The organism is Halodesulfovibrio spirochaetisodalis, assembly GCF_001672295.1.
Lineage (GTDB): Bacteria > Desulfobacterota > Desulfovibrionia > Desulfovibrionales > Desulfovibrionaceae > Halodesulfovibrio > Halodesulfovibrio spirochaetisodalis.
Map to the genome: position 1 here is coordinate 57,881 of NZ_JXMS01000013.1, position 14,806 is coordinate 72,686.

Here is a 14,806-nt window from a genome sequence, read left to right on the forward strand (position 1 = left end):
CAAGATCAGCACGGTTTTTATTTTCTCATACGGCGTTCAGGCCGTCACAGTAATAACTCGGTAAGCACAGGGAAAAAATACTTACCCTATATTTTTACCCTAGTAGACGTTGGTCAGAAGCTGCTGGTCCACATCAAAAGGGCGCTTCCATGTTGGAAGGCAAATAAATTTTTCAGCAGGCAACACAACGCGCCATGCGTGCAGCAGCATTCCTTGTGGATTAAGGGAACCGTTGTACTTGATATCACCAACAATTGGATGACCTCGGCTGGAAAGCTGAACACGAATCTGATGTGTGCGACCTGTTTGCAATGAAATATGCAACAGCGATTTCTTGTTCGTTCTCAGCAACGACGTGACCAAACAAAGCGATTCCTTTCCTTCACCAGTTTCTACGCGTTCTTTGCCGTCCCTTTGAGATTGCTTACTCAGCAGGTCATGCAGTTCCACTTCTTCTGAGTGTTCCCAGCGCCCTTCAACCCATGCCAGATAATGCTTACCTATGGCATGTTCGTTTCGAAAAAGGTCATGCAACTCCTGCAGGCGGGTATAACTTGTCGCAACAAGCAGTAACCCCGAAGTATTTTTATCCAGCCTGTGAGCAGGAGTAGGGCAGAAAGGTGCATCTGCATATTTTTGTTTTAATCTCGTTGTTACAGCATCTGTGTGCCCTGTACCGGGTTGAACCGGCAGACCTGCAGGCTTGTTCAGAACAAGCAACCCGTCAGCTTCTCCCACAATATCCAGTTCAATCTTTTGCATGACTGACTGAATGCCGGACTGCTTCTCAGAAGCACCTTCTGTATCAACAGTATATGGAGGGATACGCACAACATCATCCTGCTCAAGGCGGACAAAGGGCTTCACCCGTCCTTTATTCACCCGCACCTGTCCGGTGCGTATCCAGCGCATGATTGCACTCTTGGGTACATCCTTATCAACTCTGCGCTGCAAAAACTGCAAAACCTTCTGTCCGGCTTCTTCCGGCGTTACTGTAACAAACTCAACCTGTCCCATTTCCGTCCCTTTCTGCTGCCGTGACCGGTATAATCACAAGAACTGCCCCTTTTTCGCAAAGAAGCCTGTCAATTTCCGGTCACCTCACACATCTATTCAAAATCTTGTATCCCGCAGTTGTACTGCAACCAAATTCAATTGGCTACACCGGAAGTGTTATCAACAGAATGTTCCTAACTTGAAACAGTGGAAAATGTTCGTAACGTAGCTATCTCACTTTTTACGAAGAGAAATCAAACAACAAGTTATGAACATTTCTTTTTGTACATAACTTGTTCCTAAGATTGTAAGGAAGGCCAAAAAATAAAAATGAGTGCGTACAAAATTTGCATACCACCAAGAAAATGGCCATCTCCTGACATAGAAATTAAGGGCACGAAAAAAAGCCCTCATCGCTGCAAGTTCGCTGAGGGCCATTGTCAAAACAGACTACACACACTCACGGCATGTATTATTTTTATGATTTTTTATTGTCATTCGGTCGATTTCGCACAGAACGCCCTTAGAATGCGTTAAAGTGCAAAAAGATAACCTTAGGCTCATGTTGTGAAAAAAAACAGGCGCAGAACGGCTGTTGCTTGGCTTACCCTTTGTTTTTTGATATATAACTAAGGTTACGTCGCCTGATTTTATGTACAAGAAATATGGCGACAAATTTTATTAATAACCAACTGGAAGTAGTAGATTTATTTTGCTGAAAAACGGGCTGAGAAATTTTCTCGAACAGCAGTATCCGGAAAAGGAATTACGCAGCTGGTTCGACCCACTCACGATAGACTATGGTGACCTTGAAAAAAGTGTGTCTGTAGCCTTTCCTCACGCCTTTTTCGGCACATGGTTTACTGCACATGGAAAAACTGCTCTGGAACAGGCCGTACGAGACTACATAAGCCCTGAAGTAGTTGTGTTGTATAGCACTCCACTCAGCGAACCTGCTCCTGTTTCTGCCTCAAATACACCTGCAACACCGTGTGTTTCCCCCGCTCAGGAAAAAACAGCTCCATCTGTCAGTAAGGTGGCAGTTGGCAGCCAATTCACGTTTGATACGTTTTTACACAACGCAAAGAACGTCTTTCCCGTTGCCAGTGCCAAAGAGGTAGCTAAAGCGGAAATTCCACCAAAGTATAACCCGCTGGTTATTGCTGGCCCTTCAGGAAGCGGAAAAACCCATCTGTTACGGGCTATTGCACATCAAATATTGAAACAGCGCGACGAAAGTGCATTATTCTTAGGCAACATTGAAGATCTTGCTGCGTTATATCAGGACGGTAGCCCCGGTGCCCGCTTTGAAATGCGTAAGCAAATTGTCCAAAAGGATTTCTTTTTACTGGATGACCTACAACGACTGGAAGATTTTCCTATTCTGCAGGAAGAGCTGATAGCGCTTTTTGATGCATTCCATGACAACAACAAGCAGATGGTTTTCTGCTGCACAGGCGGGTTGACGACTCATGACTTCCTGTTGCCGAACTTACGCTCCCGACTGGAGTGGGGATTAATGGCGCAGCTAAAGCCGCAGGACATGGATATCAGAATTAAGTATGCGACAAACCAGCTCAAAGAAAACCAGATAAAACTGACAAATGATCAGATTATTCTTTTATGCCAGCGCTTTGAAGATTTCAGACTTTTGCAAGGTGTCCTGCTTAAGTTGGCAGCATTTAAAGAGCTGATGCAGACAGAAGTGTCAGAATATGAATTTAACCAGATCATAGAACACACAGATAAAACCAAATCGACTCCGCTTACGTCCGACATAATCATTAATGTTGTAGCTGAACATTACATGCTGCAGCCAAAAGATTTGTTGAGCGAAAAACGACACCAGAAGATTGTATTGGCAAGACAGATAGCCATGTATCTGACCCGTACCCTGCTTGGCTCGTCGTACCCTGCTCTAGGAAGAATATTTGGCGGAAAAGACCATTCCACTGTGATCTATGCAGTTAATAAGATTAAGAATTTTATAGTTAAGAACAAAGATACGAAACTTTTAATAAACGAGCTGAAGGAAAAGTGCTTAACAGCCACGAAGTAAATAATACGCCTTCAGTTATGCGCACCCGGTTACTAACGGGTAATTTTTAGTGACACAATATAGTTATGCAAATTCAATCAGTTAACTCACTTATCAACATAGTAACAGCCCCTACAACAACTACTAAGGAGATCATATGTATTTAAAAGTATTTAAAGAAGACGTCATTGACGGTCTCCTGAAAGCTGCGAATATCATCCCTGCAAAGACAGGTGCGGCCTACTTGCGTTCCATCTGGTTAAAAGCAGAAGGCAACATGCTGCAGATTCTCTCCACTGATTCAAACATTGAATTCAGCGGTAACTATACAGCAGAAGTAACGGAAGAAGGACTTGCAGGTGTTCAAGGCAGAGCATTTGTAGATCTGGTTAAAAAGATGCCTGCAGGCGAAATTACACTTCGTCTTGAAGAGGAAGGTAAGAACCTTCTCATTGAGCAGGGCAGAAAGCGTTACAAACTTCCAGTAAACGAAGCCACATGGTTCCAGAACTTCTCTGACTTCCCTGAAGCTAACTCAGTTTACTGGTCAGGTGATTTCCTTCAGGAAGTGATCGATAAAATTTCTTTTTGTATTTCTGATGAAGACACAATGGAAGCTATTGCATGTCTTTCCTTCAAGCCAATGGAAGATCAGTACATAGAAGCATGCGGCCTTAACGGTCACCAGTTCTCTATGCAACGTTTCCTTAACGATGAACTGCACGCGCTTCTTCCTGAAGATGGCATTCTTCTTCAAAAGAAATACCTGAACGAACTTAAGAAGTGGCTCGGTGGTGATGAGATCGAGCTGAACATTGATAATAAACGTCTCTTCTTCCGTACTGGTGATAAACGAGAAATATTCACAATTCCTTTGTCCTACTACCAGTACCCTGATTACAATTCTTTCCTGTCTCGTCTGGGTTCTGATGATGTCACCAAGCTTTCTGTTGATCGTAAACTTATGATCGATGCACTTGATCGTCTTCTGATCTTCAACACAGACAATAACCGCTGCACCTACTTTACCTTTAACGGCAACGAAGTAGAGCTTGCATCTCAGGGACAGGAAGTTGGCATCGCGAAAGAATATGTTGATGCTGAGTTCTCTGGTGACATCGAAAAGATTGCATTCCCGACACGTAACCTGATCGAAATTCTCAACCACTATCAGTCTGAAAAGTTAACTTTCATCCTTACCGGTACTGAAGGCCCTTGCGGATTACGTGGTGGAGACGACCCTGAGTACACTGTTATTATTATGCCAATGAAGATTGTAGAAGAGACTTACTACAGTGAGGAAGAAGTTTAATGACCAGTAAGAGTCAATATACCGCGGATAGTATTCAAATTCTTGAAGGGCTTTCCGCGGTTCGTAAACGTCCGGCTATGTACATCGGCAGCACGGACGTTCGCGGTCTGCATCACCTTGTCTATGAAGTTATTGATAACTCCATTGATGAAGCCATGGCAGGATTTTGTGACAAGATCACCGTAAAAATCCACCTCGATAACAGTGTAACTGTTCAGGATAACGGCCGTGGTATTCCGGTAGATATTCACCCGAAAGAAAAACGTCCTGCTGTAGAAGTTGTTATGACTGTTCTGCACGCTGGCGGTAAGTTCGACAGCGATACCTATAAGGTGTCCGGTGGTCTGCACGGGGTTGGTGTTTCCTGTGTTAACGCGCTGTCTGAATACCTTGAAGTAACCATCGACAGAGAAGGTACCCGTTACAAGCAGCGTTACGAGCGCGGTGTTCCTGTAACCGGTGTTGATACTATCGGTGATTCAAGACGTCGCGGTACAACCGTACGTTTCCGTCCTGACGAAGAAATCTTTGAGACCAACCAGTTTGTTTTTGAAACACTGAAAAAGCGTTTTGAAGAACTGGCGTACCTTAACTCCGGTCTTGAAATCGAATTTATTGACGAGCGCTCAGGTGACTCTTCTGTATTTAAGGCAGAAGGCGGCATTAAGCAGTTTGTTAAAGATATGAACTCCGGTGAAGGCGGCATGCACGCGATCATTTATGGTAGCGGTAACGGCACCGGGCAGCATGAGCATATCTTTGTAGAATATGCTTTGCAGTATAATGCGAGCTACAAAGAAAATCTGCTTACGTTTTGTAACAACATTCGCACCAAAGAAGGTGGTACCCACCTTCAGGGCTTCAAAACTGCGCTTACTCGTGCAATCAACGCCTACATTCAGGCAGCAGATTTGCCGCGGAAATACAAAGTAAAGCTTTCCGGTGATGATGTTCGTGAAGGTCTTACTGGCGTAATCAGTGCAAAGATTCCTCAGCCTCAGTTCGAAGGTCAGACAAAAACAAAGCTTGGTAACAGTGAAGTTGCCGGTATTGTTTCCGGTTTGGTGTATGAACAGCTGATGACCTATTTTGAAGAAAACCCGAAAGATGCACGCACGATTATTGAAAAGGCTGTTGATGCAGCCCGTGCTCGTGATGCAGCACGTAAGGCAAAAGACCTTGTGCGCCGCAAAGGTGCTCTTGGTGATAACTCATTGCCGGGTAAACTTGCTGACTGCCAGTCTAAAAAGCCGGAAGAGTCCGAACTCTACATAGTGGAAGGTGACTCTGCGGGTGGTTCTGCGAAACAGGGTCGTGACCCTAACTCGCAGGCTATTCTGCCTCTTCGCGGTAAAATCTTGAACGTTGAGAAAACACGTTTCGACAAGATGCTCGCGAACAAAGAAATTAAAGCCATGATCACGGCTATGGGTGCCGGTATTGGTGAAGAAGATACTGATTACGATAAGCTCCGTTACCATAAGATCATCATTATGACGGATGCGGACGTTGACGGTGCGCATATCCGTACTTTGCTGCTCACCTTCTTCTTCCGTCAGTATCCTGAGCTCATCAGTCGCGGTCATCTGTATATTGCGCAGCCTCCGTTGTACCGTGCTCACGCATCCCGTTTTGAGCGTTTCATCAAAGATGATGACGAGCTTACAACCTTCCTCCTCGAACGAGTTGCCAAGGAGCTTACAATTGTGGGCGATAATGGCGTTGAGTTCGCCGGAGACGACCTTAAAGGACTTTTGAGTACTGTGCGCTCCATTAATGGAAAAATGCGCGAGGTCGGCAATGTAGGAGTTAAAGAAGATCTTTTCCGTACGCTGCTTGATTACGACAAACGTCTTTTCCCTGAAAACTTTGAAGAAGAGAACACCAATGGTCTTGGTGAACTGCTTCAGGAACGTGGTTACTCTGTAACAACAGAGAAAGAAGAAGACGAAATCGGCTCCCGTACCTTCCTTGTATTCGAAGACATTAACGGACACCGTACCCGCATCGGCACAGAGTTTTTTAACTCCAAGATGTACAAAGTACCGTACATTGCCTTTGATGATCTGCGCAGCATGTGCGGTGGCTTGAACTTCACCGTACGCCGCAAAGACAATGTGGTTGAAGTGGATGATGTTCTCGAACTGGTGGAAGCTGTTATGCAGGAAGCTCGTAAGGGCTTGAACGTACAGCGTTACAAAGGTCTTGGTGAGATGAACCCTGAACAGCTGTGGGAAACGACCATGAACCCGGAAAACCGTGTGTTCTTGCAGGTTACAGTTGATGATGCGGAAGAAGCCAGCGAAACCTTTGAAAAGCTCATGGGTGACCGTGTAGAGCCACGCCGTGAATTTATTGAACGAAATGCGCTTAATGTGCAGGAACTGGATATTTAGGAGAGGTACGTGTCACTAGAACCGCAAATTACTATCGAAGAGGAGCTTAAGAAGGCATATCTTGAGTACTCCCTCAGTGTTATTGTCGGCCGTGCTATTCCGGATGCCCGTGACGGCCTTAAGCCGGTACATAGACGTATTATGTATGCCCAGCATGAATTGGGTAACTCATTCAGCCGTGGACATAAAAAATCCGCCCGTATTGTCGGTGACGTAATCGGTAAGTACCACCCGCATGGTGACTCTGCTGTGTACGATGCATTGGTACGTATGGCGCAGCCATTTGCTATGCGTGATCCGCTTGTTGATGGTCAGGGTAACTTCGGTTCCATTGACGGCGACGCAGCAGCGGCTATGCGTTACACCGAATCCCGTATGTCCCGCCTTGCTGGTGAGTTTCTGAACGATATTGAGAAGGAAACTGTCGAGTTCCGTCCGAACTACGATAACACTCTTCTCGAACCTTCTGTTCTGCCGACAAAAGTTCCTAACTTACTGCTTAACGGTACTTCCGGTATTGCGGTTGGTATGGCTACCAACATTCCGCCGCATAACCTTGGTGAACTTATCGGTGCCCTGCTGGTTCTGCTTGAAAACCGCGATGCTGCTGTTTCCGAGCTTATGGAGCACGTAAAAGGGCCGGACTTCCCTACTGGTGGCTTCTGCTACGCAGGTAAAGGGCTTGTTGATGCGTACAATACCGGTCGCGGTACTGTAAAAGTACGTGGTAAACTTGAGGTAGAAGAGCGTAAAAAAGGCCTTCAGTCGATAGTTGTCAGAGAGATTCCTTATGCGCTTAACAAATCTTCTCTGGTTGAAAAGATTGCTTCACTTGTCAACGATCGCAAGATTGAGGGAATTACCGACCTTCGTGACGAATCTGATCGAAAAGGTATTCGCATAGTTATCGATTTGAAGCGCGGAACTATTCCTGAGATTGTTATCAACTCCCTGTACAAGTTTACACCGTTGGAAACTTCCTTCGGCATCAACATGCTGGCAGTTGTTAATAACAAGCCGCAGCTTTTGAACTTACGTACTGCGTTACTTCACTTCCTTGATCACCGTCGCGAAGTTATTATCCGTCGTACCCGTTACGATCTGCGTAAAGCGGAAGCACGTGCGCACATCCTCGAAGGTCTGCGGATTGCGCTGGATAACATTGACGAAGTGGTTAAGATTATCCGTGCTTCCAAGACTGCACAGGATGCAAAAGCGTCTCTGAAAGATCGTTTCGAGCTTTCAGATGTTCAGGCACAGGCCATTCTTGATATGCGCCTCCAGCGTCTGACCAACCTTGAGCACGAAAAGCTTCTTGAAGAATACAATGAGCTTATCAAGCTTATCGCATACCTCACCTCTATTCTCGAAGATCGTAATGTACTTCGTGGTGTAATTCGTGAAGAGCTTGAGTATATCAATGAAAAATATGCTACTCCGCGTCGCACCGCTATTGAGATCGACGAACTTGACGGTATCGAAATTGAAGATCTCATTCCGGATGATGATGTAGTTATTACCCTTTCCCGCAGAGGATACATTAAGCGCACTACCCTTGAGGTATACCGTGCGCAGCGTCGTGGCGGCAAAGGCGTAGCTGGTCTGCATACCAGTGATGGAGATTTTGTTCAGGACTTCCTGACAACGTCCAACCATCAGCACCTGCTTCTCTTCAGTAACAAGGGACGTATGTTCCAGATGAAAGTTCATCAGGTTGCAGAAGGTTCCCGTACTGCGAAAGGTGTGCATATTGCTAACCTGTTGCCGCTTGAAAATAACGAGTGGATTACAACAGTATTGTGTGTGCGTAACTTTGAAGAAGACCGTTACTTCCTCTTTGCTACCAAGAACGGCATGGTGAAGCGTTCCAGCGCAGAGCTCTACAAAAAGAGCCGTCGTACCGGCATCATTGCTGTAGGACTTAAAGAGAGTGACGAGCTGATCATGGTTCGTGAAGTGGATGATAATTGCCAGATTGTTCTTACTACAGCATCCGGTATCGCAATCCGCTTCTCATGCTCTGATGTGCGTTCAATGGGACGTTCCGCAACCGGCGTAAAAGGTATTGCTCTGAAGGGCGAAGATAAGGTTGTTGCTTGCGTTACCTTGCGTCAGGATACTGATTGCGAAATCATGACTGTGGCAGAAAATGGCTACGGTAAGCGCACCAAGATTGATCTCTACCGTACGCAGTCCCGTGGCGGTAAAGGTATTATCAACTTCAAGGTAACACCGAAAACCGGTAAAGTACTTGGCGCAATTCCGGTACTTATGGATGACGAACTTATTCTCCTTACTTCTGATAACAAAGTTATCCGCATGGAAGTGAAAGAGATTCGTTCTGTAGGTCGTGCAACACAGGGTGTTCGTCTTGTTAATATGGACAAGGGCGGACATGTTGTGGGCTTTGACCGTGTTGTTGAACAACAGCAGGACGATCAGGAATAGCGAATGAACCGACGTGTTCTATTGTTTTTAGCGATGGCAACCATCCTCGTCTCCGGCTGCATGCAGCCGGAGGTCGAGGATGATCTTTCCAGAGCGCGCAAGGCATATATTAAAAAAGAATATTCCGAAGCAGAGCGGGTCTACCAGCGTTACCTGCGTGACAATGAATTCGCAGCGGAACGATGGGATGTATGGAACCGGCTTGTTGATATTACAATAAGTATTCGCGGAAATAAAAAACGGGCAGTGGAATTGCTTGATGCTATGCTGCTGGAATTTTCTGTGGAACCTGAACGATACAGACAAATTCTCATCAGCAAGGGCAGAATTTTTACTGAAGGAAGTATGTGGGCAGACGCAATTTCAGTCTGGTCACAGCTTTTGAGTGCTCCCGGCGTTACCATTGATGAAGAAGCAACTGCATATGCTAATCTAGGCAAAGCGTATCTTATGCGCGGAGAATACGGCCTTGCCGTTGATGCCTTTAAAGATTGCCGTCAGCTGGCTTACAACAACATGGAGCATAAACAGCGTTGTATCTATGATCTTGCGCAGGCATATGCGTATCTTGGGGCGTATTCTGACGCTGAGAAAAACTTACATTCATTGCTTGAATATAAGGCTGTGGATGTAGCGCTTGCGTCCCGTGCGAAATTATTGTTAGCAGACATTTACGAACAGCAGGAAAGGCCGCTTATGGCTATAACCATGTTGAAAGAAATTAAGGACACGTATCCTAACCCGAAGGTTATTGAGTTCCGCTTGAAAAACTTACAGAAGTAACTCGAACTGGTATTTTTGCCTTTGGCGGGCAGAGGGGGAACCTCGTTTTATATGAAACGGGGTTCCCCCTCTGCACTCCCTCGTCTGAAAATCAGGGTACAAAAAATCCCTTTTCAGCATAGAGAATCGTGCTTATTTATCACTAGCGCATTGCGGAATGAAAAATTGTCTTTTTGACAGACAAGGCATACAACCGTTCCGGTTCTGAGAGTTACCGGAAGGAGATTTTATATATGATTTGTGAAGTATTACATTACCCTGACGAGCGTCTTGCTGAAAAGAGCAAGCCTGTTGAAGAGATTACCGAAGAGATTAAAGAACTTGCTGCCGGCATGGTTGAAACCATGTACAAAGAAGACGGAATCGGGCTTGCTGCACCTCAGGTTGGCGCTCTGTACCGTCTTGTTGTAATTGATGTGTCCGGCCCTGAGGTACGCAATGATCTTATGACACTGGTAAATCCTGTTATTGTGACAGCTGAAGGCTCTTGTGATTCAGAGGAAGGGTGTCTTTCTGTTCCGGGATACCGCGCAAAGGTTAAACGCTCTGAAACGGTGACGGTTAAAGCTCAGGATCTTGAAGGTAACGATATTACCATTGAAGCAGATGGCATGCTTGCTATCTGTCTGCAGCACGAAATAGATCACCTTGATGGCGTGCTTTTCATCGATAAAATCAGCCGTCTTAAACGTTCAATGTACGATAAGAAGGTGAAAAAATGGATGAAGCGGTAGGAAAACTTCGCGTCGTATACATGGGCACCCCTGATTTTGCGGCAACCATTCTTGACCGTGTATCTCAGTGGAAAGGAGCAGAGGTTGTTGGGGTATATACACAGCCTGACCGCCCATGCGGACGAGGGCAGGTATGTAAGCCATCAGCTGTAAAAGGGCTCGCTCTTGAAAAAGGCTACGATATTTATCAGCCTCTTAATTTTAAAGAAGATGCAGATGTAGAGCAGCTTGCCGCGCTTAAGCCGGATGTTCTTCTTGTTGCTGCTTACGGGCTTATTCTTCCGCAGCGTGTTCTTGATATTGCAACATACGGCGCTATCAATGTGCATGCATCATTATTGCCTAAATATCGTGGCGCTGCACCTATCCAGCGTGCTATTATGAATGGTGATCCGGTAACAGGTATTACCATTATGCAGATGGAGAAAGGTCTGGATTCCGGCCCTATTCTTCTTCAGCGTGCACTCGCCATCGGTATTGATGATACTGCCGGTACATTGCATGATGAACTGGCTGTGCTTGGCGGTGATTTGCTGGTTGAAGCGTTACAAAAGCTTGTTGTGGGTGATCTGCATCCGAAAGTGCAGGATCATGATCGTTCTACGCATGCTGCAAAGCTTACTAAAGCAGAAGGCCTGCTGGACTGGAACAAAACAGCATTAGAACTCCATGCCCATTTACGTGGTATTTCCCCGTGGCCGGGCGGATATTTTATTCTTGAACGTGCAGGTAAGAAATCTGTGCGGGTTGCTATTGAACCGGGCAGCATCGGGCCAGAACTTGAGGAAGGCTTTGCACCGGGTACTGTACTCGGGCTTCAGGACGACGCCATTGCCATAGCAACAGCAGACAGAGCATATCTTGTTCGTAACCTGCGCCCTGCTAATAAGAAAGTTATGGATGCAAAGGCATTTGCCTGCGGATATCTTGCGCAATGCGATGACGCAACATGTTCCGGTGAAGGGCTTTGCTAGCACAAAGAAAAAACATGTGGCTTCATAAAAAAGATCAAAACAATCCTGAACGGTATTACGGAGCCCGTAAAAGGCTGTTTATCGGCCTTATTACGGGCACTTCTATTTTGCTGTGCACATTGTTGCTGGCAGGATGGATTATTCCGTTCATTGGGTTTTCTAATATTCACCCTTCGTTGCCGTATATTTTCGGCCTCATTTTCGGCGGTGCTATTTTTTGCATCTGCTGGGCATCTCTCGGTCTTGTTCTCCAGATTCTTAAAGGGAGAGCAGTATTAGGCTCTGCTAAAATGCGCGGTCTTACCATCCGCATTTTCTTGCCGTTGATGACCATGCTTGCCCGTTTGCTGGGTATTGATAAGCGTAGAGTGCGTCAGTCGTTTATTCGCGTGAATAACGAACTTGTGCGTTCTGAGAATGGCAAATTCGCCGCAAAAGATATTCTTATTCTCACCCCGCATTGTTTGCAGGCCAGTGATTGTTCGCTGCGTCTTTCCTACAACGTGGATAACTGTAAGCGTTGTGGTCGTTGTCCGGTTTCCATGCTGCTTAAGTTACGCGATCATTATGGTGTAAAGTTTGCCATTGCTACCGGTGGCACCATTGCTCGCCGTATTGTGGTGAAAGAACGACCGAAGTTTATCATCGCTGTTGCATGCGAACGTGATCTTACTTCCGGTATTCAGGATACTTATCCGCTTCCGGTCTACGGCGTTCTTAATGAGCGTCCATGCGGCCCGTGTCTTGATACAATTGTTCCAGAACTTTCAATGGAACGTTCACTCCGCATGTTTATCGATAATCCAGCGCCACCGCTCCAATTTGAAGCAGCGTTCGGCGAAATGGATACAAAGTGCTAAGGCACACAGATAGAAATTTTTAAGGAATACAGTATATGGCTAGAAGTAAAGATTCAGCATTACCGCCAGCTCGTTCGGTCGCGCTTGAAGTAATCTCACAGGTGTTAGATAAAGGCCGCGACGTTCAGGCAGCGCTGGATTACCAGCTTAATAATCAGAAGATTACACCGCAGGATTCTGCGTTATGTACTGAGCTGGTGTATGGCTATTTGCGTTTTAAAGGGCGTATTGAGGCCTTATTAGGGCTATTCCTGAAGGACAGTTCAAAACTCCCGAAAAAAGCCGCCAGTGTGATGGGGCTTGCAGCCTATGAAATGCTGTATCTTGACCGTATTCCTGTCTACGCTTCTGTCGACTGGTGCGTAGGATACGTTAAAAAACGTTTTTCCCTAGGTCTTGGTAAACTGACAAATGCAGTACTGCGTAACCTCGATCGCATGGGCGAAAAAGCCCACGATATGGAATCGATCCGCACAAAAGATATGTCGGATATTGCCCTGCTCGCAGCATGGCATTCCATGCCGGAATGGATTGTAAGTTCGTGGATGGATGCATACGGTGAAGAGCGGACGCAAATACTTCTAGCTAACGCACAAAAACATGCTCCGCTTGGTATTCGTGTTAACCGGACATTTGAAGCTGCTATGGATCTTGTGAACGAGCTTACCAACGACGGTAAAAGCATTGAGACAATCGGGTACGGTATCCTGTATCCAGCAGGCTCACAACCTGCAGAGCTTAAGACTATGATTAACGACGGGCTTATTTCCCGTCAGTCTATGGCTTCTCAGGAAGTCTTGCGCGAAGCTCTGCCAGAAACATGGGAAGCTCCTGTCTGGGATTGTTGCTGCGGACGCGGCGGCAAAACCTATGCTCTGTTGGAACAGGATGTTGATGTTGTCTTTGCTTCCGATACTTCCCGTAAACGCCTGCTTGGTATGCGCGAAGAGGCAGAGCGACTTGCAATGTATCCGCCGGATTCTCTGCAAATGTCAGCTGCAATGCCGCCTAAAAAAGGCTCTCCGCTGCTGGAGGATCCACCAGCAACGATTCTTGCTGATGTTCCATGCTCTGGTTTCGGAACCCTCTCCAGACGCCCAGATGTTCGTTACCATCGAACAACTGAAGGGATTTCTGACCTTATAGAAGTTCAGAAAGAAATTATGGAAAACACCTACTCCCTTCTCAGAAAAGGCGGCCTGCTTGTGTACATGACCTGCACAATCAATCCGGATGAGAACGAAAAACAAGTACAGGCGTTTCTTGAGAGACATCCAGAAGTGAAGCTTGAAAAAGAGTGGCAAACTCCTGATGACAGCACCTACGGCGAATATTTCTATGTCGCGCTGTTGAGAAAGCCATAGAGCCTCCGGCGGGCAGGCGGGTTTCACCCCCTGCACCCCCACAAGGGGATACCATCCCCTTGACCCCTATTAATAATACAAAAAAAGGTGGAGTTTTTGACTCCACCTTTTTTTACGCCTTTTAGGGAGAAGGGAGAAGGGAGAAGGGAGAAGGGAGAAGGGAGAAGGGAGAAGGGAGAAGGGAGAAGAAACCTATATTCTGGTGATGAAGATAATAAAAAAGGATGGAGTGATATACTCCATCCTTTTACATTCTAATAACTCCCCCCTAAACGGGGTCAAGGGGACGCGTCCCCTTGTGGGGGTGCAGGGGGTGAAACCCGCCTGCCCGCCGGAGGCACATCTAGTACTCTACTTCATCTGTGCTGCTACATGGTCAGCGCCAGCCTGAAGTGCTTCAGCGTTCTTAGGGATAAGGTGGCTGTAGCGGGAGCTGATAACAGAAGAAAGTGATTTTTTAACCTGTTCGAGTGGTACACAGCCAGTTGCCTGAACGTAAGCACCGAGAGCAACCATGTTTGCCATACGTGTGTTGCCGAGTCCGTCGGCAATTTCGTTAGCAGGAACAGTGTAGGTTGTTACGCGGTCTTCAGCTTTTTCAGGGTCAACGAGGGAGGAGTTCAGAATTTGAACACCGCCGTCGACGAGCTTTGGCTGGAATTTATCGAGGGAAGGCTGGTTCATGATGATCAGAGATTTTGGACTCTGGATGATCGGGGAACCGATGTCTTCAGAGGAAATTACAACGGTGCAGTTTGCAGTACCGCCGCGCATTTCCGGACCGTATACAGGGATGTAGGTAACTTCAGAGCCAGCTTCCATGCCTGCGTATGCAAGCAGGTTACCGATGAGCATAACGCCCTGACCACCGAAACCGGCGATAATAACGTCCTGATACATG

General features: G+C 46.4%; 11 protein-coding genes. 9 read left to right on the forward strand and 2 right to left on the reverse strand.

What is annotated here, in order from left to right; translation table 11 throughout:
• Nucleotides 1-99: 99 nt before the first annotated feature.
• Nucleotides 100-1,017: a pseudouridine synthase family protein gene (locus SP90_RS08960; protein WP_066854724.1), complete on the reverse strand. Its 918-nt coding sequence runs from the start codon at nucleotides 1,015-1,017 to the stop codon at nucleotides 100-102.
• 691 nt (nucleotides 1,018-1,708) lie between these two features.
• Here SP90_RS08960 and SP90_RS08965 point away from each other — a divergent pair.
• The 9 genes from SP90_RS08965 (at nucleotide 1,709) to SP90_RS09005 (ending at nucleotide 13,905) form a co-directional block, all read left to right on the forward strand.
• Nucleotides 1,709-3,055 carry a helix-turn-helix domain-containing protein gene (locus tag SP90_RS08965; protein WP_066854726.1) on the forward strand — a complete coding sequence of 449 codons (1,347 nt, stop codon included), beginning with the start codon at nucleotides 1,709-1,711 and terminating at the stop codon, nucleotides 3,053-3,055.
• A gap of 136 nt (nucleotides 3,056-3,191) precedes the next feature.
• Complete coding sequence (gene dnaN, locus SP90_RS08970) at nucleotides 3,192-4,346, forward strand: DNA polymerase III subunit beta (protein WP_066854728.1); 1,155 nt, start codon at nucleotides 3,192-3,194, stop codon at nucleotides 4,344-4,346.
• Nucleotides 4,346-6,742 (forward strand): DNA topoisomerase (ATP-hydrolyzing) subunit B, encoded by a 2,397-nt coding sequence (gene gyrB / locus SP90_RS08975; protein WP_066854731.1) that lies wholly within the window; start codon nucleotides 4,346-4,348, stop codon nucleotides 6,740-6,742. The genes dnaN and gyrB overlap by 1 nt, the downstream gene beginning before the upstream one ends.
• Before the next feature lie 9 nt (nucleotides 6,743-6,751).
• The gene (gene gyrA / locus SP90_RS08980; RefSeq protein ID WP_066854732.1) at nucleotides 6,752-9,190 is read left to right on the forward strand and encodes a DNA gyrase subunit A; all 2,439 of its coding nucleotides are present in this window, start codon (nucleotides 6,752-6,754) and stop codon (nucleotides 9,188-9,190) included.
• Between the two features lie 3 nt (nucleotides 9,191-9,193).
• The gene (locus SP90_RS08985) at nucleotides 9,194-9,973 is read left to right on the forward strand and encodes a tetratricopeptide repeat protein (RefSeq protein WP_066854734.1); all 780 of its coding nucleotides are present in this window, start codon (nucleotides 9,194-9,196) and stop codon (nucleotides 9,971-9,973) included.
• A 233-nt stretch (nucleotides 9,974-10,206) separates the two neighbouring features.
• The gene (gene def, locus SP90_RS08990) at nucleotides 10,207-10,707 is read left to right on the forward strand and encodes a peptide deformylase (protein WP_066854737.1); all 501 of its coding nucleotides are present in this window, start codon (nucleotides 10,207-10,209) and stop codon (nucleotides 10,705-10,707) included.
• Nucleotides 10,692-11,681, forward strand: a complete 990-nt coding sequence (gene fmt, locus SP90_RS08995; RefSeq protein WP_066854739.1) for a methionyl-tRNA formyltransferase — start codon at nucleotides 10,692-10,694, stop codon at nucleotides 11,679-11,681. Before def ends, fmt begins: the two co-directional genes overlap by 16 nt.
• A gap of 14 nt (nucleotides 11,682-11,695) precedes the next feature.
• Nucleotides 11,696-12,541, forward strand: coding sequence for a DUF116 domain-containing protein (locus tag SP90_RS09000; RefSeq protein WP_066854742.1), 846 nt, complete (start codon nucleotides 11,696-11,698; stop codon nucleotides 12,539-12,541).
• A 35-nt stretch (nucleotides 12,542-12,576) separates the two neighbouring features.
• Nucleotides 12,577-13,905, forward strand: a complete 1,329-nt coding sequence (locus tag SP90_RS09005; protein ID WP_066854745.1) for a transcription antitermination factor NusB — start codon at nucleotides 12,577-12,579, stop codon at nucleotides 13,903-13,905.
• A gap of 351 nt (nucleotides 13,906-14,256) precedes the next feature.
• Here the strand turns inward: SP90_RS09005 and SP90_RS09010 are convergent, their stop codons facing one another.
• A complete protein-coding gene (locus SP90_RS09010) occupies nucleotides 14,257-14,805 on the reverse strand; it encodes a 2-oxoacid:acceptor oxidoreductase family protein (protein ID WP_066854756.1) in 549 nt (182 codons plus the stop codon).
• Nucleotide 14,806: the final 1 nt, after the last annotated feature.